At 73.3% G+C, this 24433-nt stretch carries 20 protein-coding genes, 1 pseudogene and 1 riboswitch; of the genes and pseudogenes, 11 read left to right on the top strand and 10 right to left on the bottom strand.

The window, feature by feature from the left end; all coding sequences use genetic code 11:
• From ACZ6C1_RS18935 to ACZ6C1_RS18925, 3 genes are read right to left on the bottom strand one after another with little or no spacing between them, the layout of a single operon-like run.
• Positions 1-801 (bottom strand): ABC transporter ATP-binding protein, encoded by an 801-nt coding sequence (locus ACZ6C1_RS18935; RefSeq protein ID WP_469242231.1) that lies wholly within the window; start codon positions 799-801, stop codon positions 1-3.
• Positions 798-1811 carry a FecCD family ABC transporter permease gene (locus tag ACZ6C1_RS18930; protein WP_469242230.1) on the bottom strand — a complete coding sequence of 338 codons (1014 nt, stop codon included), beginning with the start codon at positions 1809-1811 and terminating at the stop codon, positions 798-800. Before ACZ6C1_RS18930 ends, ACZ6C1_RS18935 begins: the two co-directional genes overlap by 4 nt.
• Positions 1808-2836: an ABC transporter substrate-binding protein gene (locus tag ACZ6C1_RS18925; RefSeq protein WP_469242229.1), complete on the bottom strand. Its 1029-nt coding sequence runs from the start codon at positions 2834-2836 to the stop codon at positions 1808-1810. Before ACZ6C1_RS18925 ends, ACZ6C1_RS18930 begins: the two co-directional genes overlap by 4 nt.
• A gap of 39 nt (positions 2837-2875) precedes the next feature.
• Positions 2876-3072, bottom strand: a riboswitch (cobalamin riboswitch).
• A gap of 154 nt (positions 3073-3226) precedes the next feature.
• Between ACZ6C1_RS18925 and ACZ6C1_RS18920 the strand changes: the two genes are divergently transcribed.
• From ACZ6C1_RS18920 to ACZ6C1_RS18885, 8 genes are all read left to right on the top strand, one after another.
• Positions 3227-4789 carry an ABC transporter substrate-binding protein gene (locus ACZ6C1_RS18920; protein ID WP_469242228.1) on the top strand — a complete coding sequence of 521 codons (1563 nt, stop codon included), beginning with the start codon at positions 3227-3229 and terminating at the stop codon, positions 4787-4789.
• 2 nt (positions 4790-4791) lie between these two features.
• On the top strand, positions 4792-5739 hold the full coding sequence (locus ACZ6C1_RS18915) for an ABC transporter permease (RefSeq protein ID WP_469242322.1): 948 nt from the start codon (positions 4792-4794) through the stop codon (positions 5737-5739).
• Positions 5736-6593, top strand: a complete 858-nt coding sequence (locus ACZ6C1_RS18910; RefSeq protein ID WP_469242227.1) for an ABC transporter permease — start codon at positions 5736-5738, stop codon at positions 6591-6593. Before ACZ6C1_RS18915 ends, ACZ6C1_RS18910 begins: the two co-directional genes overlap by 4 nt.
• Positions 6590-8158 carry an ABC transporter ATP-binding protein gene (locus ACZ6C1_RS18905; protein WP_469242226.1) on the top strand — a complete coding sequence of 523 codons (1569 nt, stop codon included), beginning with the start codon at positions 6590-6592 and terminating at the stop codon, positions 8156-8158. Before ACZ6C1_RS18910 ends, ACZ6C1_RS18905 begins: the two co-directional genes overlap by 4 nt.
• Before the next feature lie 42 nt (positions 8159-8200).
• Positions 8201-8968 carry a class I SAM-dependent methyltransferase gene (locus ACZ6C1_RS18900; protein ID WP_469242225.1) on the top strand — a complete coding sequence of 256 codons (768 nt, stop codon included), beginning with the start codon at positions 8201-8203 and terminating at the stop codon, positions 8966-8968.
• Positions 8969-8984: 16 nt separating this feature from the next.
• Positions 8985-10019, top strand: coding sequence for a pyridoxal-phosphate dependent enzyme (locus ACZ6C1_RS18895; RefSeq protein WP_469242224.1), 1035 nt, complete (start codon positions 8985-8987; stop codon positions 10017-10019).
• 98 nt (positions 10020-10117) lie between these two features.
• Positions 10118-10939, top strand: coding sequence for a Rossmann-like domain-containing protein (locus ACZ6C1_RS18890; RefSeq protein WP_469242223.1), 822 nt, complete (start codon positions 10118-10120; stop codon positions 10937-10939).
• Positions 10936-12234, top strand: coding sequence for an MFS transporter (locus tag ACZ6C1_RS18885; protein WP_469242222.1), 1299 nt, complete (start codon positions 10936-10938; stop codon positions 12232-12234). The genes ACZ6C1_RS18890 and ACZ6C1_RS18885 overlap by 4 nt, the downstream gene beginning before the upstream one ends.
• 217 nt (positions 12235-12451) lie before the next feature.
• On the opposite strand, the gene ACZ6C1_RS18880 is transcribed toward ACZ6C1_RS18885, so the two are convergent.
• Positions 12452-13834: a cryptochrome/photolyase family protein gene (locus ACZ6C1_RS18880; protein WP_469242221.1), complete on the bottom strand. Its 1383-nt coding sequence runs from the start codon at positions 13832-13834 to the stop codon at positions 12452-12454.
• A 269-nt stretch (positions 13835-14103) separates the two neighbouring features.
• Here ACZ6C1_RS18880 and ACZ6C1_RS18875 point away from each other — a divergent pair, with 269 nt between their 5' ends.
• Genes ACZ6C1_RS18875 through ACZ6C1_RS18865 form a run of 3 tightly spaced genes read left to right on the top strand, consistent with a single transcriptional unit; the run spans position 14104 to position 17547 of the window.
• Entirely contained in the window at positions 14104-15612 is a 1509-nt protein-coding gene (locus ACZ6C1_RS18875; RefSeq protein WP_469242220.1) for a phytoene desaturase, read from the top strand.
• A complete protein-coding gene (locus tag ACZ6C1_RS18870; protein WP_469242219.1) occupies positions 15599-16555 on the top strand; it encodes a phytoene/squalene synthase family protein in 957 nt (318 codons plus the stop codon). The genes ACZ6C1_RS18875 and ACZ6C1_RS18870 overlap by 14 nt, the downstream gene beginning before the upstream one ends.
• Positions 16552-17547: a DUF5914 domain-containing protein gene (locus ACZ6C1_RS18865; RefSeq protein ID WP_469242218.1), complete on the top strand. Its 996-nt coding sequence runs from the start codon at positions 16552-16554 to the stop codon at positions 17545-17547. Before ACZ6C1_RS18870 ends, ACZ6C1_RS18865 begins: the two co-directional genes overlap by 4 nt.
• Before the next feature lie 86 nt (positions 17548-17633).
• Here ACZ6C1_RS18865 and ACZ6C1_RS18860 read toward each other — a convergent pair whose 3' ends face one another.
• The 6 genes and pseudogenes from ACZ6C1_RS18860 to ACZ6C1_RS18835 all read right to left on the bottom strand — a co-directional run bounded on the left by ACZ6C1_RS18860 (position 17634) and on the right by ACZ6C1_RS18835 (position 24406).
• Complete coding sequence (locus ACZ6C1_RS18860) at positions 17634-19385, bottom strand: FAD-dependent oxidoreductase (RefSeq protein ID WP_469242217.1); 1752 nt, start codon at positions 19383-19385, stop codon at positions 17634-17636.
• Entirely contained in the window at positions 19382-20569 is a 1188-nt protein-coding gene (locus tag ACZ6C1_RS18855) for a lycopene cyclase family protein (RefSeq protein ID WP_469242321.1), read from the bottom strand. The genes ACZ6C1_RS18860 and ACZ6C1_RS18855 overlap by 4 nt, the downstream gene beginning before the upstream one ends.
• Positions 20570-20734: 165 nt before the next feature.
• Positions 20735-21681 (bottom strand): annotated as a pseudogene (locus ACZ6C1_RS18850) (2-hydroxyacid dehydrogenase).
• A 297-nt stretch (positions 21682-21978) separates the two neighbouring features.
• Positions 21979-23184 carry an esterase/lipase family protein gene (locus ACZ6C1_RS18845; RefSeq protein WP_469242216.1) on the bottom strand — a complete coding sequence of 402 codons (1206 nt, stop codon included), beginning with the start codon at positions 23182-23184 and terminating at the stop codon, positions 21979-21981.
• Positions 23185-23436: 252 nt separating this feature from the next.
• Entirely contained in the window at positions 23437-23802 is a 366-nt protein-coding gene (locus ACZ6C1_RS18840) for a hypothetical protein (protein WP_469242215.1), read from the bottom strand.
• Between the two features lie 385 nt (positions 23803-24187).
• On the bottom strand, positions 24188-24406 hold the full coding sequence (locus ACZ6C1_RS18835) for a hypothetical protein (RefSeq protein WP_469242214.1): 219 nt from the start codon (positions 24404-24406) through the stop codon (positions 24188-24190).
• Between the last annotated feature and the right edge of the window lie 27 nt (positions 24407-24433).

Below are 24433 nucleotides of genomic sequence, written 5' to 3'. Positions count from 1 at the left end.
TCAGCCCGGCCGGTGCGAGCGGGCCGGTGACTGCGCCAGGGTGCCGAGCACCCGTACGTGAGGGCGGCCGTCGGCGTCCGGGTCGGTGACTTCGGCCCGGACGCCGTAGACGTCGGCGATGAGCGTCTCGGTCAGTACGTCCCGCGGCGCGCCCGCGGTGACGACCCGGCCCTGGCGGAGGACCACGACGTGGTCGCAGTACATCGCGGCGAGGTTGAGGTCGTGCAGGGCGACGACGCTGGTGACGGCGAGGCCGCGGACGAGGTGCAGCAGGTCGTGCTGGTGCTGGATGTCGAGGTGGTTCGTCGGTTCGTCGAGGAGGAGTTCGCGCGGTTCCTGCGCGAGGGCGCGGGCGATGTGTACGCGCTGGCGTTCTCCTCCGGACAGGGTGTGCCAGGGCTGGTACGCCCGGTCGGCCAGTCCCGTGCGCTCCAGGGCGTCGCGCGTGGCCCGCTCGTCGCCCGGCCCCGGGGGTGTCCAGGCGCGGCGGTGGGGGATGCGGCCGAGCCGTACGACGTCGGCGACGGTGAGCTCGACGAGGGTGTCCGCCTGCTGTTCGACCACGGCCACGCGCCGGGCGACGTCCCTGCGCCGGAGGCTGTCCAGCGGGTGGCCGTCCAGGGTGACCACTCCGGAGTCCGGGGCCAGTACCCCGCAGAGGATGCGCAGCAGAGTGGATTTGCCGGAGCCGTTGGGGCCGAGGAGGCCGGTCATGGCGCCGGTGGGCGGGGTGATGGCGACGCCGTCGAGGATCAGTCGTCCGTCGGCGGTGTGGGAGACGTGGTCGGCGCTGAGGGTCATCGTCGGGTTCTCCGGGTCCGGTACAGGACGAGTACGAAGGCGGGGACGCCGACCAGGGAGGTGACGACGCCGACGGGGATCTCCTGCGGGTCGATGGCGGTCCGGGCGAGGGTGTCGATCCACACCAGGAACACGGCTCCGCCCAGCGCGGTGGCGGGGAGCAGCCGGCCGTGTCCCGGGCCGGTGAGGGCGCGGGCGGCGTGGGGCAGCACCAGCCCGACGAAGCCGATGGCGCCGGCCGAGCTGACGAGGGCGGCGGTGAGCAGGGCGGTGACGCACAGCAGTGCCGTCCGGGCGCGGGCCACGTTCACGCCCAGGGTGGCCGCCGCGTCCTGTCCGAAGGCGAACGCGTCCAGGGTCCTGGCATGGCCGAGGCAGACGGCGAGGGCGAGTACGAGGGCGGCGAGGCCGAGCCAGACGTCGGTCCAGCCGGCGCCGCTGAGCGAGCCCAGCAGCCAGAACAGCACGCCTCGGGTGGTCTCCGCGTCGGCGGAGGTGACCACGATGAAGGAGGTGAGTGCGGAGAACAGCTGCATCGCCGCGACACCGGACAGCACGACCCGGTCGGTGGTCCCGCCGAGGGTGTGGCTCAGCAGCAGCATCGCCGCGAACGAGCACACCGCGCCGGCGAAGGCACCCGCGGAGACGGACAGCACTCCCCCGCCCACGCCGAGGACGACCACGGCGACCGCGCCGGTGGAGGCTCCGGAGGAGACACCGAGGACGAAGGGGTCCGCGAGCGGGTTGCGCAGCAGGGACTGCATCACCGCTCCGCACAGCGCGAGTCCCGCGCCGCACACGGCGGCCAGCAGGGTACGGGGCAGCCTGAGGTTCCAGACGATCCCGTCCCTGATGGGTGTCAGGGTGGGGGCGTCCCCGCCGAGGTGGGCGGCGACGACGGACCAGACGTCGGCGACACCGATGTCCGCGGGGCCGATGGTGATCGCCACGGCGACGGACGCGGCGAGCGCCGCGAACCCCGCCGCCGTGCGCAGCAGGGTGGTCGTCACTTCGCCAGACCGAACCGGCGCAGTCCGGCGGCGACTTGTTCGATGCCTTCGACCGTGCGGATGGTCGGGTTCATGGCCTGGCCGCTGACCAGGACGTACCGCCGGTGCTTGACGGCGTCCATGTTCCTGGTGACGGGGTTCGACTCCAGGAACTCGATCTTCTTCGCGGCGCTCTCCCCCGTCTGTGCCTTGCGGGTGAGGTCTCCGATCACCAGGACGTCGGGGTTGCGGTCGGCCACGGTCTCCCAGTTGATCTGGGGCCATTCCTCGGTGGTGTCGTCGAAGACGTTCTTGGCGCCGAGTTCGCGCGTGATGATGCCGGGGGCTCCGCAGCAGCCCGCCATGTAGGGCGACTTGGCGTCGGAGAACCAGTACAGCAGGGTGACGTCGGAGGCGTCGAGGCCCGTGGTCGCTCGGGTGACGCGGGAGGTGAGCCGCGCGACCAGTTGGTCGCCGCGCTTCTCCTCGCCGAAGACCCGGGCGAGGTCGCGCACTTCCCCGTAGACCGTGTCCATGGTCAGCGGCTTGGTGCGGACACCGTCTCCCGAGCCGCTGTTGTCCTTGCCCTCGCAGTCGGACGGCGAGAGGTAGGTGGGCACCCCCAGCTTGGTGAACTGTTCGCGGGTGGCCACGCCGCCCTTGCCGAGGGTGGAGGCGAACGACGCCGTGACGAAATCGGGTTCGGTGTCGAGGACTCTTTCGAAGGAGGGGTTGTTCTCGGCGAGCCGCTCCACTCCCGCGTTGGCCTTTTCCAGGCCCTTCATGACGGGGTCGGTCCAGGTGGCGGTTCCGGCCATCCGGTCGGCCAGGCCCAGGGACAGCATGATCTCGGTGGTGCCCTGGTTGAGCGAGACGGCCCGCTGTGGGCCCTTCTCCGGGATCTCCACCTTCCGGCCGCAGTTGTCGAGCACCCGGGCCCGGTCGGAGGAGGGCGACGGGGACCCGGCGGGGGCGCCGCATCCGGTCAGGAGGAGGGCCCCGCACGCGAGCAGGGCGAACGAAGGCGTGGGGCGCGTGAGGGGCACGGCGATGTCCTAGCGTCGAGGGCCCATGCGCGGGGCCCGTCCGTACGGAACGTGCCAGCAGGTCTTCGGACTCGGGGTCATCCGGGCGAGGCGCCTTCCCGGGCCGGGGGATCCGGCCCAGTGGCTTTGCTGCCACGCCCGTCGCCCTCACCGCTGCGCGTCAGTTCCGGATTCCCACCGGATTCCCTGACCCACGTGCATACGCACGGAGTTCGACTGGCCCGCGCAAGCTACCACAGGCGTCGAGGCATGATCACGCGACCGACGGATCATCAGACGATGTTGACAATCATTTTCATATAGTCGATGCTGCTCACGCCCCCCACCGTCCGTCCTCCGTCCGGCGCGGCCGCGGTGCGGGGGCCCACTCACGTGATTCCTGGGAGCAGCATGTCCATCTGGCACAACCGTCGAGAATTCCTCGCCCTCACCGGTGCCGCCGCCGGTGCCGGCGCCCTGGCGCTCACCGGGTGCGGTGGCGGCGCCGGCAGCGGCGGAGCGGCCGCGGGCGACAAGGCGAAGCCCCGGCGCGGCGGTCAGTTCCGGGCGCTGTTCACCGGGGGTGGCGAGCAGGAGACCATCGACCCGCACGCCGAGGCCCTCGCCATCGACATGGCCCGTACCAAGGCCCTCTTCGACCGGCTCGTGGACCTGGACGCCACCATGAAGCCGGTGCCGCGCCTCGCCCGGACATGGGAGTCCAACGCCGACGCGACGCTGTGGCGGTTCACGCTGCGCGACGCGCTGTTCCACGACGGGAAGCGGCTCACGCCCGAGGACGTGCTGTTCACCTTCGGCCGCATCCTCGACCCGAAGGCGACCACCCACTTCGCGCAGAGCCTGCTCTCCGTCATCGACCTCAAGAAGAGCCGGAGCGCCGGGAAGAACGTCGTGGAGGTCGCGCTGAAGCAGCCCGGCGCCGAGTTCCCCGCCCTGCTCGGCACGCTGGGCACGGCCGTCGTCAGCTCCCGTTACGCCGACCCCGCCAAGCCCGTGGGGACCGGGGCGTTCAGGCTGAAGTCCTTCCGGGCCGGGCGCGCCTTCGTCGCCGAACGGTTCGACGACCACTGGGACGGCGGGGCCTACGTCGACGAGCTGAGGATCCTGTCCGCCGACGCCGACGCCCGGGGCAACGCCCTGCGGGCGGGCGAGGCGGAGTTCGGCTACGAGATGACCCCGACCTTCGCCCGGACCGTACAGGCCGACGCATCGGTGCGGATCCTGGCGGCGAAGGGCAGCACGGCCCACGCCATCGTGATGAAGTGCGACCAGGAGCCCTTCGACAACCCCGACGTCACACGGGCGTTCAAGCTGCTCGCCGACCGCGAGAAGCTGGTGCGGGTCGTCCTGGCGGGCCAGGGCGTGGTCGGCAACGACATGTTCGGCAAGGGCTACCAGTACTACCCCGAGGACATTCCGCAGCGTACGCGTGACGTCGAGGAGGTGCGTGCGCTGCTGAAGAAGGCCGGCGTGCTCAACAAGACCCTGTCGATCTACACCTCCTCGGCCGCCAACGGCTTCGTGGAGGCGGCGACCCTCTTCGCGGAGCAGGCCGCCGACGCCGGTCTGCGGGTGAAGGTCACCACGGGTGCGTCGGAGACGTACTTCAAGGACCAGCTCACCAAGGGTGCGATGGGCAGCCACCGTTCCGGCGCGATGACGATCCCCAACTACATCAACGACCGCCTGCTGACGAAGTCGGCGTTCAACGCCTCCGCTTGGCGCCGCAAGGACTTCGACGCCACCTTCGCCAAGGCCCAGTCCACCACTGACGTGGCCGAACGCACCGCTCTGTACGGCCGGTTGCAGCGCACCCTCCACGACGAGGGCGGCCTGCTGATCTGGGGCCACCCGGACTGGCTGAACGGTGTCTCGTCGCGGGTCCGGGGCATCGAGGCGGCTCCGCCCAACACCCTGGGCTCGGCACGCTTCGACAAGGCGTGGCTGGCCTGACGATGCGCCGGTACGCCCTGACGCGCGTCGCGCTCGGTGTCGTCCAACTCGCCCTGCTCGCCGTGCTGGTCTTCGTGCTGACCTCCCTGTTGCCGGGAGACGCGGCCGACGTCCGCAACAACGAGGACGCCGACGCCGAGCAGGTGGCGGCGCTGCGCGAGCGACTCCACCTGGACCGCCCGCCGCTGGAACGGTTCACCGACTGGGCGTCGGGGGTCCTCACCGGCGACCTGGGCACATCGCTGGTGAGCGGCGGTCCGGTGCTGGACATCCTGACCGGAACGGTCGGCACCACACTGGTGCTCGCGGCGGTCACGCTCGCCGTGGTCGTCCCCTTGGCCGTCGCCCTCGGCATCGTCTCGGGCCTGCGCGAGGGCGGCCGCCTGGACCGGGCCGTCACGTCCGTCACCCTGGCGCTGAACGCCGTACCCGACTTCGTGCTGGCGCTGCTGCTGGTGACCGGGCTGTCGCTGAAGCTCGGGTGGCTGCCCGCCACCTGGGTCGGCGTCGGCGCGGCGGACCTGCTGGCGCGGCCCGCGCTGCTGGTCCTGCCGGTCACGGTGGTGGCCGCCCGCATGGTCTGCCTGCTGTCCCGCCAGGTGCGGGCGGGCATGGTGACGGTGCTGCGGGCCGGTTACGTCGCCCAGGCCCGGCGCCTGGGCGTGCCGCGCCGGACGCTGCTGCTGCGCCACGTACTGCCCAACGCGGCGGTTCCCGGCATCCAGGAGCTGGCGAGGGTGGGCGACAACCTGGTCGGCGGCGTACTGATCGTCGAGGCGGTCTTCGCGATCCCCGGGGTGGCGACCGCGCTGGTGCGGGCGGTGGAGGCGCGGGACGTGCCCACCGTGCAGGGCCTGGCCCTGATGGTGGCGGCCGCGGCGCTGTTGTTCAGCCTCGCCGCCGACCTGCTCTCCCATCGACTCGTACCACGGACGGAGGTCCTTCGATGAAGGCCCTGCAGCGACCCGGCTTCCGGCCGGGGCACGGCAGGATCACCCCGGCCGCGGCGCCCCTCGGTGCCGTGCTCCTCGCGCTGCCCCTGGGGGTCGCCGTGCTCGGGCCGCTGTTCGCCGACGCGCCGGCCGCCGGGGTGTCCGCCCCGTACGCGGCAAGTGACGCCGGACACCTCCTCGGGACCGACGGGCTGGGCCGGGACGTGCTGGCCCTGCTGCTGCACGGGGGGCGCAGCGCGCTGGGCATGGCGCTCGGCGCGGTCGCCGTCGCCTACCTCGCCGGGGGGATCGTGGGTCTGCTGGCGGCCTCGGCGCGCCGCCGGTGGGCGGACGAACTCCTCATCCGTCCTCTGGACGTGCTGTTGCCGCTGCCGACCCTGCTGGTGATCAGCGTGGTCGCGGTCGGCTGGCGCGGTTCCCCCCTGGCCATCGCCCTCGCGGTCGCGGCCGTCAACGTCCCGCCGGTGGCCCGGCTCGTGAGGGCGGCGGCACTGGACGCGGCGAGCAGCCCGGTCACCGAGGCGCTGCGGCTCCAGGGCGAGTCGCGCATCCGCGTCCAGCTCGACCACATCGCGCGCTCCGTGATCGCCCCGGTGGCCGCCGACATCGGTACCCGTATCACGCTCGCCGTGTTCCTGGTGGGTTCGGCGAACTTCCTCGGGCTCGGGCTCAGCCCGACCGCGCCCGACTGGGCGGTGAGCATCTCACGCGGCCGCGAGGGTCTGCTGCTCCAGCCGTGGGCGGTGCTGGCGCCCGCCGCGATGCTCGTCATGTTCACCGTGGGCCTCAACCTGCTCGCCGACCGCCTGCTGGGCCGCTCCCGCCGCCGTACTCGGGAGGCCGTCCGATGACCCCGCTCGTCACCGTCCGGGAGTTGACGGCACGCGCCGGGGACACCGTGCTCCTCGACGCGGTGGACTTCGACCTCCACGAGGGCCGGGTGACCGCGCTCGTCGGCCCGTCCGGCAGCGGCAAGACGACCGCCGCCCTGGCCCTCCTGGGCGAGGCGGGGCCGGGCGTACGGCTGAGCGGCCGGGTCGTCGCCGACGGCGTCACGGCCGTGGACGAGGACGGGGTGACCGCACGGGCCGCCGCGCTGCCCGGGCGCGTCATCGCCTACATGCCCCAGCACCCGGGGAGCGCGCTCAACCCGGCCCGCCGCACCGGCGCCGTCCTGGCCGAGCTGGCCCGGCTGCACCGCCCGGGTACCGCACCGGCGACGGCGGTGACCGAGGCGCTCCGGTCCGCCCAGCTGCCCCCGGGGCGGGACGTCGAGCGGCGCTTCCCCCACCAGTTCTCGGGCGGGCAGCGCCAGCGCGTCGCGCTCGCCCAGACCCTGGTGTGCCGGCCCCGCGTCCTCGTCCTGGACGAGCCCAGCACCGGTCTGGACACGGTGGCCCGGATGCGGCTGGCGGAAGAGCTGGCGGCCCTCGTACGCGGCGGGCTCGCGCTCCTGCTGCTCAGCCACGACCACGACCTGGTACGGGCACTCGCCGACCACGTGGTCGTCCTGCGACGCGGACGGGTGGTGGCCTCGGGTACTCCCGCCGAGGCCCTGCCCGCCCGCCCCGGCCCGGCCACCGTCCGCCACATGCCCCGGGGCCCCGGTCGCCCACCCGTCCTGGAGGTACGCGGCCTCTCCGCGTACCTGCACGGCCGTGGCCGCGGCCCGGTGCTGCAGGGGGTGGACCTGCGCCTGTCCGCCGGAGCGTGCGTCGGTGTGGCCGGGCTGTCCGGCAGCGGCAAGACGACCCTGGCCCGGTGCGTCGCCGGGCTCCACGAACGCCTGCGCGGCCAGGTGCTGCTGGACGGCGTGGCGCTCCCCGTCCTGCGGCGGCGCACCACCGAGCAGAAGCGGCGTGTGCAGTACGTCTGGCAGGAGGTCCGCGCGTCCTTCGACGAGCGGCATCCGGTGGTCGAGCAGGTGGCTCGTACCGCCGTACGGCTCCGCGGCGGCGCGCCCGCCGAGGCTCTGGAGGAGGCGCACCGGCTGCTGGGCCGGCTGGGGCTGGACGAGGAGACCGGCGGACGGCGCGCCGCCGGGCTGTCCGGCGGTGAGTTGCAGCGTGCGGCGCTGGCACGGGCCGTCATCGCCGCGCCCGACGTCCTGGTCTGCGACGAGATCACCACGGCCCTGGACCCGGCCGCCACCGAAGCGGTCCTCGCCGAGCTCGCCCGGCTCCGCGAGGAGCACGGCACCGCGCTGCTCTGGGTGAGCCACGACCTGGAACTCCTCGCCGCCGTCGCGCACCACGTCGTCGTCGTCGACGGCGGCCGCGTCGTCGAAACCGGCGCGCCCGAGCAGGTGCTGCGCGCGCCACGGGCCGGCCTCACCCGGCGCCTCGTACGCGCCATGGATCTCGGTACGGGCCCGACGGCCGCGGAGACGACCGCGCCGACCGCGTCCGGTTCCTGACACCACCGGCTTCCCCCCGAACACCCCGACCACGGAGGACACATGACCGACCGGCCCGCAGCCGGCCCAGCGGCGTCACGGGACGACGCCCGTGCCCTGCTGGAATCGCTCCCCGACACGCTTCCCCGCGACGAGATCCTGGCGATCAACAGCTCCCCGTCCGACATCCACACCACGCGGACGTACGCCTACAACGGCTGGACGTTCACCCTGCCGCCGGGCGTCTTCAGGCCGGGTGACACCAGCCGCATCGTCCACGACCGGCTGCTCGACGGCACGATCCCCGTCAAGGGCAGGTCGTACGCGGCCATGGGCGCCGGCCTCGGTGTCGAGGCCGTCGTCGCCGGCACGCTCGGAGCGCGGGAGATCTACGCGGCCGACGTCCACCCGGACAGCGTGGCGACGGCCGCCGACCACTACCGGCGCATCGTCGGTGACCGGCCGGGGACCGTCTTCCGGCCCCTGGTGTCCAACCTCTTCGAGGAGTTCCCCGACTCCGCCCGGCTGGACGTCGTCACCTTCAACCCGCCCGCTGTCAGCACCAGGACCAGCGACGACCCGACGGTGGTACGCAACGTCTGCGTGGGCGCCGGGATCGTCACACGCTTCTTCGACCAGATCGTCACGCGTGACCTGCTCGCACCGGAGGGCGAGATCCACCTGGTCGTGTCCAACACCGCCGAGCTCAAGCGGATCGTCGCCCACGGCATGGACGCCGGATTCCGGCCCGAGATCCTGCACCGCCGGACGTGGGAGGGCGACAACTGCCAGGCGTACCTCTTCAAGCTCATCCGCCGCGACGCCGCCTGACCGGGAGGACAACGACATGCACGAGCACATAGCCGAGGCCGTCAAGGAACCGGACGTCGTGACCGTCCCGCCGGGGGCGATCTGTCTGCGCTTCGAGACGATGAAGCTGTACTCGGCCCTCGGCGCCGTACGCCACTTGCTGGAGACCGGGCAGGTCGTGCCCGGTGACACCCTCGTCGACAGTTCCAGCGGCATCTACGCCCACGCGCTCGCCCTGGCCTGCCACCGCTACGGCCTCCACTGCCACATCGTCGGCTCGACGACGGTGGACCGCACCCTCCGCGTCCAGCTGGAGATCCTCGGCGCCACCCTGGAACAGGTCCGGCCGTCCAAGAACCTGCGCCTGGACCAGAACCTGCGCGTCGAGCGGATCGGTGAACTGCTGCGCGAGAACCCGCACTACCACTGGATGAGGCAGTACCACGACTCCATCCACTACCTCGGCTACCGCGATGTCGCCGCCCTCATCCGCAAGGAGGTGCCGGAGGGCCCGCTCTCGCTCGTCGGGGGCGTGGGCACCGGGGCGTCCACCGGCGCCATCGCCACCTACCTGCGCGAGGCGGGCCTGGACGTGACGCTCGTCGGCGTACAGCCGTTCGGCAGCGTCACCTTCGGCGCCGAGCACGTCTCCGACCCGGACATGATCATCGCGGGTATCGGCAGCTCGATCCCGTTCCGGAACGTCCGGCACGACCTGTACGACCGCATCCACTGGGTGAACTTCGACTACGCCATGTCCGGCGCCGTGGAACTCCTGCGGGCCAGCGGGATCTTCGCCGGACTGTCGGCGGGGGCCGCGTACCTGGCCACGCTGTGGGAGCGGCAGCGCGACACCGACAGGACGTACGTCTTCCTCGCCGCCGACACCGGGCACCGGTACGTGGACAGCGCCTACGCCCACCACACCGACGCCGTGGGTCTCGGATCGATGCGGCCCCATGAGGTCACGGCGCAGGAGGAGTTGCGGCACCCGTGGTCGGCGATGGACTGGCCGCCGAGGGACAGCGCGCTGCTGCGCGGCGCTCCCGTCCTGGTGCCCGAGAGGGCCTAGCGTCCCCGGCCGGGCGTCCCGACCGCTCCTTCGTACCGTCCTCGTTCTCACCGCCGTTCCCCTTCCCCTTCGGCCAACACCCACCGGAAAGAACCGACATGTCTCCCTCACAGCCGTACTCCGTACCCGAACTCCAGCAGGCCGTCCTCGACGGCGCCTACGGGCCACCGCCCCGGGAACTGGCCGTGTCCAGCGCCTTCTGGCTCCACCACACCACCCGGCTCGCCGGCAGCCGGGTCACCTACCGCAACAGCTACCTGCTGATGAGGTCCGGCGACGCCTTCGGCGCCTGTTCCTTCGAAACCGGCGAGGTCGCCCCCGACTTCTGCGCCGACGCCTCCGGGCACACCCTCGACAGCCTCGTCCGGCACGACTCGGCGCCGGTGCGCATCGCCGCGCTCGACGCCTATCTGGGGCGCGTCCAGCCGCACCGGAGCGCCGCGAACGCCGAGACCGTCACCCTGCCCACCGGGACGCCGGAGGAGCGCGCGCAGGCCAGGGACGCGGCCGTCGCGGGTCTCCTCGACATCACCCCCGGGGCGAAGGTCGCGCTGATCGGTGTCGTCAACCCGCTCGTCGCAGCGATACGCGAGCGGGGCGGCGTACCGCTGCCCTGCGACTTCAACCTGCGCACCACCAACTGGGGCGACCCCGTCACCGACGACATGACGCAGGTCCTCTCCGAGGCGGACGCCGTGGTCGCCACCGGCATGACGCTGAGCAACGGCAGCTTCGACCGGATCGTCGAGCACTGCCGCAAGCACGAACTCCCCCTGGTGATGTACGCCCAGACCGGCAGCGCCGTCGCGCGCGCCTTCCTGGGCGCCGGGGTGACCGCCCTGTCCGCCGAGCCCTTCCCCTTCTCCCAGTTCAGCGCCGACGCCACCGCGCTGTACCGGTACCGGGCGGAGCAGGCATGAGCAGCGAGACCCAGGGCACCGAGGCCCCCGGCAAGGCCGCCGGCGCGGCCGTGGGGCAGGCTCCGGCGGACGGCGGAGCCGTACCGGGCGATCTGAGGATGACCCGCCTCCTGTGGCCGTTCATGCTCGCGTCGGCCGTCGGGCTGGTGCCCTTCACCATCTACAGCACCTTCCTCGTGCCCATCGCCGGGGCGGCGGACGGCGGTGTCGCCGCGCTCGGCCAGTTGCGCGGCCTCGGCGGACTCGCCGCCCTGGCCGTGGGCACCGCGCTCGCCCCGCTGATCGACCGCGTACGCAAGGAGTGGGCGGCCGCGGGCGGACTCGCCGTCCTGGCCGTCTCGGCCGCACTGGGCGCGACCGGTGACTTCCTGCTGCTGGCGGCCTTCTGTCTGCTCGTCGGCGCCGGTACGGCGGTACTGAACCCGGCACTGACGGCGGCCGCCGCCGACCGCTTCGACAACGACGCCGCCGCGGGGCGCGCGGCGACGCTGATCACCGCCACGCAGTCGTTGACGGCCCTCCTCGCGGCGCCGCTCGTCGCTCTGCCGGCCCTGCTGTGGGGCTGGCAGGGCGACCTGTGGGCCATCGCCGCGGTCTCGTCCGTGCTGGCCCTGTACTTCCTCCTGCGGGGCCGCCGTCGCCACGGTGCGGACGGCGGGGCGCCGAGCGCGGCGGAAGGGGCGGGGAAACCGGGGTACCTGGAGTCGTTCCGGCTGCTGGGAGCCCTCCCCGGAGTGGTCCCGCTGCTGCTGGTCGCCATGCTGCGGACGGCGGCGTTCATGGGCTACCTCGCCTACCTGGCGGCCTTCTACGACGAGCGCTTCGGGCTCGGGCCGGAGACGTTCGCGGTGGTGTGGACGCTCAGCGGCACGTCGTTCTTCCTGGGGAACCTGTTCGCCGGACGGCTGCTGAGCGCCGAACGGCCGAGGATCGCGGGCGAGCGTCTGATGGCACTGGCGCTGCTGGTGGCACTGTCCGCCCTCGTCGGCGTCTTCTTCACGCGGTCGCTGTTCCTCGCACTGCCCCTGACGGCTCTGGTCGGCGCCGGGCACGCGACGGTGGCGGCGTGCGTCACCACGCTGCTCGTACGACGCTGCGGTTCCCTGCGCGGTACGGCCCTGAGCGTCAACGCCGCGGGCATGAGCTTCGGGGTCTTCCTCGGTGCCGGGCTCGGCGGCGTGGGCCTGGCGCTCGGCGGCTACCCCGGTACCGCCGCGGTGCTGGGCGGACTGACGTCGCTGGCACTCCTCCTCGCCCGTGCGGTGACCCCGCCCCCTCCGGCCACGGGAGGCTGAGACGTCGCGGCCGCATGCCCGCCCACGGCATGCGGCCGGGGCGGTGCCTGCTGTCCCTCGGCACCTTCGCGCTGCTGCGGAAACCGGCCCGACCGGCCGCGCCGCGCGCCGGCCACGCGCCCGGAAAGCGCCGATGTCTACGGTGTGAAGAGCCTCCCGGTCACCCGGGACGGGTGACCGCGGAGCCGAGTCGGCCGCGGCGCGGGCGCCCGTGCGCTCACTCCCGGCCCCTGGCCCGCCTGAACCGGGCCAGGCCCTCGGCGAGGTCGACGATCGGGTCCGGGTAGCCGTTGCGGGCCCGGGCGCCGGACGGCAGTTTCCAGGGCTCGTGGACGGCCGGCCCCTCCAGATTGGCGAGTTCGGGCACCCACCGGCGCACGTAGGTGCCGTCGGGGTCGTAACGCTTGCCCTGGGTGACCGGATTGAGGACCCGGTTGGGACGGGAGTCGGTGCCGGTACCCGCCACCCACTGCCAGTTGAGCTGGTTGTTGGCGATGTCACCGTCGACCAGCAGGCCGAGGAAGTGCCGCGCGCCGACGCGCCAGTCGACGTACAGCGTCTTGACGAGGAAGCTCGCCGTGAGCAGTCGGCCGCGGTTGTGCATCCAGCCCTCGTGCGCGAGCTGCCGCATGGCGGCGTCCACGACCGGATAGCCCGTCAGGCCCCGCCGCCACGCCTCGATGTCGTCGGCCGCCGACCTCTCCGTGCGCCAGCGGTCGTGCTTAGTGCGGTAGTCACGGTCGGCGGCGGCCGGGCGCGCGGCGAGCACCTGCCGGTGGAAGTCCCGCCAGCAGAGCTGCCGTACGAACGCCTCCGCGCCCGGGCCGCCCGCGCGGCGCGCCCGGTGGACGGCCTCGGCCGCCGACACCGTACCGAAGTGGAGGTGCGGCGAGAGCCGGGAGGTGGCGTCGGCGGCAAGGTCGTCGTGGCGCTCCTCATAGGCGTCCACGCCGGTCCGCAGCCATGCCGCGAGGCGCCCGCGCCCTTCCCGCTCGCCGCCCGGGGCGAGACCCGGGGAGGTGCCGGGCACGTCGTCGCGTGAGGGGAGCGCCTCCGAGGGCACCGAGTCGGGCACCGTCACGCGGCGCGGGGCGGCGCCCGGTTCGCGCAGCCGGTGTGCCGTCCAGCGCCGGTGGTACGGGGTGAACACGGCGAAGTGGTCCGAACCCGCGGGGGTGAGCTCGCCGGGCTCCACCGCCGTGACGACGGTGTCGTGGACGAACAGGCGGCGGCCGTCGGCCTCCAGCGCCGCGCGGAGGCGGTCCTCCCGGCGGTGGGCGTAGCGGGTGTGCTCGCCGGACATGTGGACCTCGTACGCCCCGGCCCGGGCGGCGACCTCACACGTCTGGCGCACCACGTCACCGGATCGGACGACCAGGCGCCCGCCCCGCGCGCGCAGCCCCTCGTCCAGGTCACGCAGGCAGTCGGCGAGGAACGCCCTGCGGTTGGGAACCGCGAACCCGGCCCGCTCGATCGCGGCGTCGCGGACGAACAGCGGCACCACCTGCCTGCCGCCGGCGAGGGCGGCCCGCAGCGGCGGGTGGTCGTGCAGCCGCAGGTCCGAGGTGAACAGCACCACCGACACGCTCGAATGGGTCATGGGGGCTCCCTGCCGGATCGTCCTGCCTCTTCCACGTTCCTCCCCTCCCCCTGTGTTCCGCCCGGCGGGTACGACCGGATGCGTCCGCCGGTGGCGACCGGAGGACGGGCGGTGGCGGGACGGGGCCCGGACGGAAGCGCCCGGGAGGCGCTCCGCCCCGAACGGTGATCCACTGCGGGTACGCCGCCCGTGCGGCCGGGTGCATCCGTGGGGCGTGTCGGCGGAGAAGGGCTTCAGGTACGTGGCGTCGGCGCGCGAGGGGATGGCGGATGAGGACCGTTGCGGGGCGTACGGACCACGTGGTGGTCGTCGGTGCGGGGCTGGCCGGGCTGTCGGCGGCCCTCCACCTGCTCGGCGCGGGGCGCCGGGTCACGGTGGTGGAACGGGGCTCGGTGCCGGGCGGGCGGGCCGGGCTGGAGACGCGGGGCGGGTACCGCATGGACACCGGTCCGACCGTGCTCACCATGCCGGACCTGGTGGAGGAGGCCTTCGCGGCCGTCGGCGCCCGGATGGGCGACCGGCTGGACCTGGTGCCCCTGCACCCGGCCTACCGGGCGCGGTTCGCCGACGGCGCCACGCTGGACGTGCACACCGGCGCGGAGGCGATGGCCGCCGAGGTGGAACGGTTCGCCGGGAGCCGGGAGGCGCTCGGGTACCGGCGGCTGCGGGAGTGGCTGGAGCGGTTGTACCGGGCCCAGATGCGCCGGTTCATCGACGTGAACTTCGACTCCCCTCTCCAGTTGCTCGGCGCGGACCTGGCCCGGCTCGCGGCGCTGGGCGGCTTCGGGCGGCTGGAGGACCGGATCGGGCGATTCCTGTCGGACGAACGGCTGCGCCGGGTGTTCTCCTTCCAGGCGCTGTACGCGGGTGTTCCACCGGCGCGGGCGCTCGCCGCGTACGCCGTGATCGCCTACATGGACACGGTGGCCGGGGTGTACTTCCCCCGGGGCGGCATGCACGCCCTCCCCCGTGCGCTGGCGGACGCGGCGGCGGAGGCGGGCGGGGTGTTCCGGTACGGCGAGACCGTCACCCGCCTCGAACGTGCCGGGGACCGGATCACCGCCGTGGTCACCGACCGCGGCCGGGTGCCGTGCGACGCGGTGGTCCTCACCGCCGACCTGCCCGTCGCCTACCGGTTGCTGGGCCGCCGCCCGCGCCGCCCGGCCGGACTGCGCCACTCCCCCTCGGCGGTGGTCCTGCACCTGGGGACCGACCGCGACTGGCCGGAACTGGGACACCACACCCTGTCGTTCGGCTCGGCCTGGGCCCGCACCTTCCAGGAGATCACCCGTGCGGGACGGCTGATGTCGGACCCGTCCCTGCTCATCACACGCCCCACGGCCACCGATCCGTCCCTCGCGCCGCCGGGCCGGCATCTGCTCTACGTCCTCGCGCCCTGTCCCAACACCGACATCGGGCCCGGTGCCCGCGAATGGCGCGGTCTGGGGCCGCGGTACCGCGCGGAACTGCTCGCCCATCTGGAGCGGCGCGGCCTGCCCGGGCTGAGCGCCACCGTGGAGGAGGAGCTGCTGGTCACCCCGGCCGACTGGACCGCGTCGGGGCACGCCGCCGGCACACCCTTCTCGGCCGCCCACACCTTCGCGCAGACCGGTCCCTTCCGGCCGCGCAACCTCGTACGCGGCACCGACAACGCGGTGCTCGCCGGCTGCGGCACCACCCCGGGCGTGGGGGTGCCCACCGTGCTGCTGTCCGGGAAGCTCGCCGCCGCCCGGATCACGGGCGTGCGGCCACGACGGAGGTCGTATGACGGTGCGTGAACTCGACGCGGCGGGGATCTCCGACCCCGCGCTGCGCGTCGCCTACACCCGGTCCCGCCGCCTGAACGCACGGCACGGCAGGACGTACTTCCTGGCCACCCGGCTGCTGCCGCCCGCGCGGCGCCCGGCGGTGCACGCGCTGTACGGCTTCGCCCGGCGCGCCGACGACATCGTCGACGACCTGGGGGACGCGGCGACCAACGGTGAACGGGCCGCGTCCCTGCGGGACCTGGAGACCCGGCTGGACACCGCGCTGGCAGGGGCCCTGGTGCGTGAGCCGGTGGTGCGGGCACTCGCGCACACGGCAGCGGCGTACGCCATCGAACCGGTCCTCTTCAAGGACTTCCTGGCGTCCATGCGGGCGGACCTGGAGGTGACCGACTACGCGACGTACGACGAGCTGCGTGCCTACATGCACGGCTCCGCGGCCGTCATCGGACTCCAGATGCTCCCCGTGCTCGGCACCGTCGTACCCCGTCAGGAGGCCGCGCCGCACGCCGCCGCGCTGGGGGTGGCGTTCCAGCTGACCAACTTCGTGCGGGACGTCGGCGAGGACCTGGACCGGGGCAGGGTGTACCTCCCGGCCGACCTGCTGGCGGCGCACGGCGCACACCGGGAGCTGCTGCTGTGGAGCCGCCGCACCGGGCGCCGCGACCGCCGGATCGTCGCGGCGCTGGCGGCCGCGGCCGCGCTCACCCGTGACGTGTACCGGGAGGCCGCGCCGGGGCTGGCCATGCTGGACCCGGTGTCCCAGCCGTGCATCCGGGCGGCGTTCGTGCTGTACGGGGAGATCCTGGACGCGGTCCGCCGGGACGGCTGGTCCTCGGTGCACCGGCGCGCGGCGGTGTCCCGGCGGCGGCGGGTGGTGGTGGCCACCGGAGGGGTGGCGCGGGTCATGGCCGCCCGGCTCGCGGCGGCCGCGCGGAAGGAGGGGACGCCATGAGCGATCGGCGGCCCGGCGCGGGCCGGTTCCCGCTCACGCTGCGCCGGGGGGCCGCCCGGGACCGGCGGCGTCCGACCTGGCGGGAGGCGCGCCCGGCGCTGATCGCCGGGGCGTTGAAGCGGGCGCAGGCACGGCCTTCGGGCAACTGGTACGTGCTGGGCGCCGCGCGTGAACTGGCGCCCGACCGGCCGATGGGGGCGACGGTGGCCGGGGTGGAGGTCGTCGCCTGGCGCGGTGCGGACGGCCGGGTGCATGCGGGCCCGGGGGCCTGCCCGCACCTCGGAGCCCCTCTCGGCAAGGCGCGGGTGCGGTGCGGCACGCTCGTCTGCCACTGGCACGGACTGGCCCTCGACGGCGGGCCGTTCGCCGGGTGGGAGCCCTTCCCCGCGCACGACGACGGGGTGCTGGTGTGGGTGCGGCTGGACCGGTGCGGTGGCGAGGAGCCGACGGACCTGCCCTCGGTGCCGGCCCGTCCCCACCCGGCCCGGTCGGTCGCGGCGGTCTGGTCGGGCGTGGGGCGGTGCGAACCGGAGGACGTCGTCGCCAACCGCCTCGATCCGTGGCACGGTGCCTGGTTCCACCCGTACTCCTTCGTCGATCTGACGGTGCTGGACACCGACGAGCGGGAGGACCACTTCCTGGTCGACGTGTCGTTCCGGCTCTCCGACCGGGTGGTGGTGCCGGTCAGGGCGCGGTTCACCGCTCCCGGACCGAGGACCGTCGTGATGGAGATCGAGGCGGGAGAGGGACGTGGCTCGGTCGTCGAGACGCATGCCACGCCGCTGGGCGCCGACGGTGCGGGACACCCCCGCACCAGCGTGGTGGAGGCGGTGGTCGCCACCTCGGGACGGCGGGGTTTCGCGGTGGCGAGGGCGAGTGCGCCCCTGATGCGTCCACTGATGCGGGCGGCGGCGGGACGGCTGTGGCGCGACGACCTGGCGTACGCCGAGAGGCGGTGGGAGCTGCGCTCGGCGGGCCGGTTCCCGGGCTGAACCGGCCCGGAGGGACGGGACGCGAGCGCCGGTTCCCGGGCCGAACCGGCCCGGAGGGACGGGATGCCCGGGACCGGCGGCGTGCGTCAGTCGGCCGCGAGCCGGGCCAGGGCGCGCAGCGGGGCCGACCGGCCCCGGGCGGGGACGGTCCACAGGGTCTGTCCGCGCACCCCCCACCGTTCCAGCAGGGCGTTCGCGGCCAGGAACCCGCTCGTGGCGGCCCGTTCCATCAGGGCCACCGGCAGGCCGGTGCGGACGAGGTCGCCCGCCACCATCACCGCCGGGTCCGGGGTGCGCACGGTGGGACGGTCCTCGTAGCCGCCCACGGGGAAGTGGGGGCAGTCGGCACGCCATTCGTGGCGCTCGTCGACGACGAGGGCGTCCCGGGTCTCCGGGTAGAGCGAGTGCAGCCGGGTCAGCATCCGCTCGGCGAAGGCCTGCCGGTGGATCCCGGGGGCGGTGGCGTACGCGTGCAGTTCGACGACGCTGCCGCCGGCGCGGGACGCCCACCGCGCCGCCTCGCCCTCCCAGCGTTCGAGGACGCTGACGTTGTCGAGGCCGTCGTACCCGCTGGTGGCGAGGAACCCCGGGCGGTGGCGGCCGACCGGGCGGTCGAGCCAGTAGCGGGAGACGAGGAAGGGCGGTGCCGTGCGCAGCCGGCGGATGCGGGTGCGCCAGGCCCGGTCGCCCAGCCGGGGCGAGTGAGCGACGACGCGGCGCAGGCCCGCCGTGTCGAGGGCGAGGACCACGGCGTCGTGGTGGTCGCTCCCGCCCTCCGCCGTGACGGTGAAACCGCCTCCCGGGCGGGGTTCCACGGCGTCGACGGCCCGGCCCTCCAGCAGACGGACGCCGTGTCCGGCGAGGTAGTCCCCGAGGGGCTCCCACAGCGCCTGGGGGAAGGGCTCGTCGGGGACGTCGAAGAGCAGCCCCTCGCTGGAGCCGAGGAAGTAGATGTGGAACATCAGCGCCAGCTCGGCCGCCGACAGGGTGTGCGGCGGGACGAAGAAACTGCGCGAGAACACCTCGAACGCCAGGTGGTGCGCCGCCTCGGGGAAGCGGATGCGCTCCAGCAGGTCGAGGGCGCTGACGCCGTCGAGCCGCCGGTACACGTCGGGTACGCGGACGTCGAACAGCGGCAGCGCCGCGCGGGGGTTCATACCCGTCAGGTCGGCGGCCCGGAAGCTCGGGCTGAGCGCGGCGAAGGCGAGGGCGTTCCAGGGCGGGGTGCGCGGGATGCGGGCGAAACTGTCGCGCAGTCCGCCGCTGTGCCACAGCGGATAGTCGGGCAGCGCGTGCAGCCGCTCGAGCCCCGGGTCGGCGCGGCGCAGCAGTCCTCGCAGGTTGTAGTACTGGCGGAAGAAGGCGTGGAAACCGCGGCTCATGGTCGCCGTGGTGCCGTCCGCCAGGGTCACCGGCCGGCCGGCGAGCCGCCCGCCGAGTTGCTGCTCGCGTTCGTACAGGGTGACGCGTACGCCGCGTTCGGCGAGCGTGGTGGCTGCGGCCAGGCCGGCGATGCCGCCGCCGATGACCGCCGTGCGGGGCGGCTCGCCGGTGATGCGCGCCCGCCCGGGCGGCGGTGCCACGACGCGGGCCTTGCGGTCGCGGCCACGCCGGGGAGCGGACCTCGCGCTTGAGCCGTTCGTGCGGCCGGACGCGTGGGCGGGGCCGGGCGGGGTGGTCGGGTCGCCCGCGTGGGGCCGATCCGGTGGATACGCAGGGGGTGGGGTCCCGCGGTCGGGTGCGGCGTACGCGGAGTCCGGCGCGTACGTGTGGTCCGGTGCGCGCGGGTGGTCCGCCGCGTACATGCGGTCCGGTCCCTCGTCGTGCGGCACGGTCATGGGCGGTTCCCTTCTCGACGGTCGGCCGGCGCCTGGCGGCGGGCCAGTCCGGGGAGTTCGGCGACGGTGCGCAGCATCGGCACCAGCGGGGTGCGCAGTCCGATGCCGAGGTCTTCCAGGAGGCCGGTTTCACCGTCGAGGAAGCGCAGGAGGCGTTCGGTCGGCACCGTGCGGAAGAGGCCGGTGAAGAAGGCCGGTCCGTCGATGCGCCCGGTGTCCAGGGCCCGCAGCACCACGGCGTCCATGGCCCTGGCCCGGGCCGGGTGCGGGAGGGGCGGCAGGGGGTCGCGCCCGTCCCGCAGCGCGGCGGCGACGGCCCGCGTCTGGCGCTGTACGCCGGCGAACGTGTAGCCGGTGGAGGGCCGCGTCGCGCCGCCCGCGGCACCGATACGGAACACGGAGCGTCCCGCCCGGCGCCGGTGGTGCCCGTCGCTCATGGGGATCACTCCGCGCTCGGTGCCGGTCACCTCGTACCGCCCGATGCCGAGCACGTCGTGCGCGTAGTGGTGCAGTGCCCGGTCGTATCCGGAGGGGTGGAGGGGCGCCGCGGAGAACTCGGTGTACTCGACGAGCGCGTGCCGGGCGCCGATCGGCAGCACGTACCCGAAGGCGAGCCCGTGGCGGGGCTGCGGGACGCGGAAGTCCATCAGCTCCACCGTGGTGTCGTCGAACACCGGCTCCTCGGTCCGCACGAACCAGCCCTGGAAGTGCTGCAGGAGCAGCGTGCGGGCGGGCGGCGGGCGCCGCGGCGGGCGTGAGTCGAAGACCCATCGGGCGCGTACCCGGAGGTGACGGCCGTCGGCGGTGACACCGAGCACCTCGGCCCCGCCGGTCCGGTCCCGTACGGCGCGGACGGCCGCCTCGACGCGGGTGACGGCGTCGAGGCGTTCGCCGATCGCGCGGGCGAAGTCGCCGGAGCGCAGCATCTTGTAGCGCAGCCGGCCCGGGCTGCCGGTGACGGCCCCGCCGTCCGGGGCGCGCACACGCAGCCGGTCCCAGGACCGGACCAGCAGGTCGTCCCAGTCGCCGCCGGGTTCCTCCCAGTAGCACCAGGTGCGGTCGGGCGGCCTGAGAGGTCCGGCCGGCGCGTCGACCAGCACGACGCGCCGCGCCCCCCGCAGATGGCGGACGAGGGACAGGCCGGCGGCGCCCGCTCCCACGACGGCCACCTCGGTGTCCACCACCAGGTCGCCGTCGCGACCGACGTGTTTCCCGTGCACGGGCGGCTCCTCCTCCTGCTGCGGCTCCTTCTTCCCTTCGGCGGGCGGAGGCCGTTCGGATGCGGTGGACTTCGCCCGACCGCCCGGCAGCGGCTCCGCGGGGCGGGCGGCTCCATCCTGTGGGGCGGTTCAGGGACGCCGGGCCGGTGGTACGAGGGTGTTCTCACCGGCTCGTCCGGCGAGGTAGTCCTCGATGTTGCGCACGGTGGTGTCGATGATCTGCCCGACGGCGTCCCGCGTGAAGTACGCCTGGTGGGAGGTGATCAGCACGTTCCGGAAGGTCATCAGGCGGGCCAGGGTGTCGTCGGTCATCACCTCCAGGGACTTGTCCATGAAGAAGACGCCGGCTTCCTCTTCGTAGACGTCCAGTCCCACCCCTTCGAGGCGGCCGTCGCGCAGAGTCTCCACCAGGGCCGGGGCGTCGATGAGGCCGCCGCGGCTGGTGTTGACCAGGATGGCGTCCCGTTTCATCAGTCCGAGCGCGGCGGCGTCCACCAAGTGGTGGGTCTCCGGCACCAGCGGCACGTGCAGGCTGATCAGGTCGGCCTCCGCGAAGAGACGGTCCCGCTCGACGTACTCCATGCCGAGCTGCCGGCATTCGCTGTTCTCGGCGATGTCCCAGCCGAGCAGGCGCATGCCGAACCCATGGGCGATACGTGCGAACGCGGTGCCGATCTTGCCGGTGCCCAGGATGCCGGCGGTCCGGCCATGCAGGTCACGGCCCATCAGACCGCTGAGGCGGAAGTCGAACTCACGGGTGCGGCGGCGTACGGGGAGTAGTACGACACCCGGGCCACACCGATGCCGAGCCTGCGGGCCTCCTCGACGTCGATGTTGTTGTAGCCGGTGGAGCGCTGGACGATCATCCGTGTGCCGCCCCGGCCGAGGGTCCGCAGGACGGCCGCGTCCAGGACGTCGTTCACACTGCTGCTGACGATCTCGTACCCGGCAGCCGCCACAGCGCTGTCCGCGTCGAGCGGGAACTCCAGGCACCGCACGCCGTGCCGCCCTTCGAGCGCCTCCTCCAGCAGCGGACGCTCGTCGGCCACCACCCCGTACGCGACGATCCGAGCCATGGACCTGCTCCTCTCCCGTAGCCGCCGCGCGGTACTCCCGGCACAGCGGCCGCCCGTGCGGAACGGTCGGCGGACACGCCGCTGTGCGGGAGCATGCGACCGACCCGGCTCCCAGCATGCCGCCGCGTCCCCCGATACGGCCGGAGCCACCCGCCGAGTGCCGCGGCCGGGCAGCCCTGACAGCCCAACGGGTGTGCGTACCGGTCGGAGGACGTCACGGGCCTCGACGCGGGACAGGGGCTGCCGTCCGCTTGCTGTCAGCGGACGGCAGCCCCTGTCAGAGGGTGAGAGGTGGGCTCAGTCGGGGAGTCGCTCGATGAGCCAGGCGCACAGCTCCTCGGTGATGGCCGTGTGCGCGGTGGTGGTGGACGAGCAGAGGTACTCGTCCAGCTCGCTCTCGTCCGGAGCCAGTCCGTACACGTCCGCGTACAGGTCGTCCTGCTTCTCGATGTCCCGGATGGCGACCGCGCTGACCGAGGGGACGAAACACACGTCCTCGTGCCGGAGGTCCGCCTTGCCGCCGAACCTTTCCACCGTGTCGGCGAGGATCTTGTAGGTGTGCAGCGTTCCGCCCGGCGCGCCGTCCAGTTCGGGGAACCCGCTGGTCGTGATGGTCTTCTCGGCCTTGGGGAGCCTGCGGTTGAGGTAGGCGGCCGTCACGTCGTTGCCCTGCGCCTGGGTGTAGAAGGTGGTGCCCGGGTAGATCTGGTCGATCCGCAGCGCGACCTCGCCGGGCTTCACCTGCGGCAGGCCGATCCCGTCGCCGCGGCCGTTGGCCACACCGATCGTCATCGGCACGCGCGGCCACCCGCCGACCCGGCGCAGGGCGTCCAGGAACTCCTCCCGCAGCGGGGAGACACCGATCTTGCCGGTGTCCGGGTCGTAGTGCTGCCACAGCATCTGGCGCGCCGCCGGGCTGCTCATCTGCCTCGCGAAGTTGTTCGGGAATGGGATGAAGTGGGAGAACGCCTGCACGCCGACCGGGATGGACGCGCCGCGGTGAGGGCTGTCGTAGGAGAAGTACAGCGCGGTCCGGTGGTCCATGCGCTGTACTTCGAGGCGGGCGAGCGCGTAGCGGGTGACGATGCCGCCCATGCTGAAACCGCCGACGACCAGCCGGCCGTCTCCCTGCTGCTCGGCGATGGTCCGCATGATGGCGGCCTCGGCCGCCCGCGCGTTGTCCAGGATCGACGCGCTGCGCTCGTCGAAGCCGAGCAGGATCACGTCCCTGCCGCGCCGGCGCAGCTCGCTGATGAACCGATAGCCGCTCTCCAGCCCGTGGTAGAGCACGTCGAGCTTGCTCCGGCCGAGGTTGAAGCCGTCGGCCATGATCACGGGCCGGACCAGACCGCTGTTGTTGCCCTCACCGGGAAAGACCCAGGCGAAGCCGTTCGGAAGGGGCCATTCCTTGTGCTCCGGCACCTCGATCGGCCCGGCGGGCTCGGCGGTCAGCGGACCGGCGAGAGTGAACGAGCCGACGTCGGGCTCAGTCGTCGCGGACATGGATGAGCTCCTGGCGTGGGGGGTGGGTGAGACGACGCCATCATGGAGGACGACACAGCCGCATCACGCCTCTGAACTGCGGGGTTCAGCACATCTGATGGAACAGTACGAGAAAGGTTTGACGCGCCCGGCATGTGCCACTGGCCTGTTCTCCCCGCTTGTCCGTTCGCCGCGCCCCCGCCGGGACGGCTCACCGAGCCGCTGTACGGCCACGATCGTGGCCCACCGGGTCATCAGTCCGTCACATCGGCCCTACGCGCGGTCCATCAGGCCCCTGTAGGCATCGGTCAGCATCTGCGGCCAGGTGCCGGCCCGAGGTGGACGCATCCGGACTTCGGCCGCGAGGAGGGAGGCAGACGGTCGGCGGCCGATCATGGCCAGCTTTAGGATCGAATTTGCGCCAAACCGCCCCAGAAGGATCGTTTCATTCTGTACAAACCACTCTGATCGCAGGCCGGTAATGGCTGCCCGGGGTTGTGGATCGGCCGGGGCGGGCAGGTTTGGGGCGCCAAAGTACTGGAACAGCTCGGTGTCCGTCCCGCGACAGCAGTGGATCGTCGCCCTATGGGCCGTCTCGGAGGGAGAAACGATGCCCCAGGAGCTGACATTCGCGATCACCTTCCCGTCACCACTCGAGGGACACGCTGCAGACACCCCGCCCCGCCCTTGCCGGTGGAACAGGGGGAGCCCGCGGGGGTGGCGCGGGGTGACGACGAGCAGTCGCGTGCTGGGACGCGCTTGAAGCCGTCGCACACGCCTCAGGACCGTCCCATGTGCCGGTTTCCCCACGTCGCACCTGTGTTTTCCCGCACGGGCTGCTGGATGCGCCTCGCCTCCACGTGTGCGCCGCGTGGCTGAACCCGTGGGCGGCAGCGGGACGAAGCGTGTCGCGCCTTTCCCGCCATCCGAATGTGCGGCGCGCTGCCTTGACGTGACGTACCCGGGCATGACCGGACTCTGCCGGGGCGAAGGAGGGGTCCCATGACCGTGCGGGCCATCAGGCTCACCACACCGTGGACACCCCGCCCGGCTCGCGTGGCGCCGTACCCGCCGGCCCCACGCGGGAAGGCGGTACCGGTGCCGCCGAGGGATCGCTCGCCTCCCGGCCCGCGCACATTCCGGCGTCGGCCGCTTCGCGGTCCACCAGGTCCTCGCCGCCCACGACGACGCAGTGAGCCCTGCGGGTGTAACCGAGGAACAGCACGTGCTGCTTCCAGATCACGGAGACGAACGTGACAAACGGCAAAGC

This window comes from Streptomyces sp. NPDC041796, from assembly GCF_055590785.1.
This window is presented reverse-complemented; position numbering and strand designations above follow the sequence as displayed.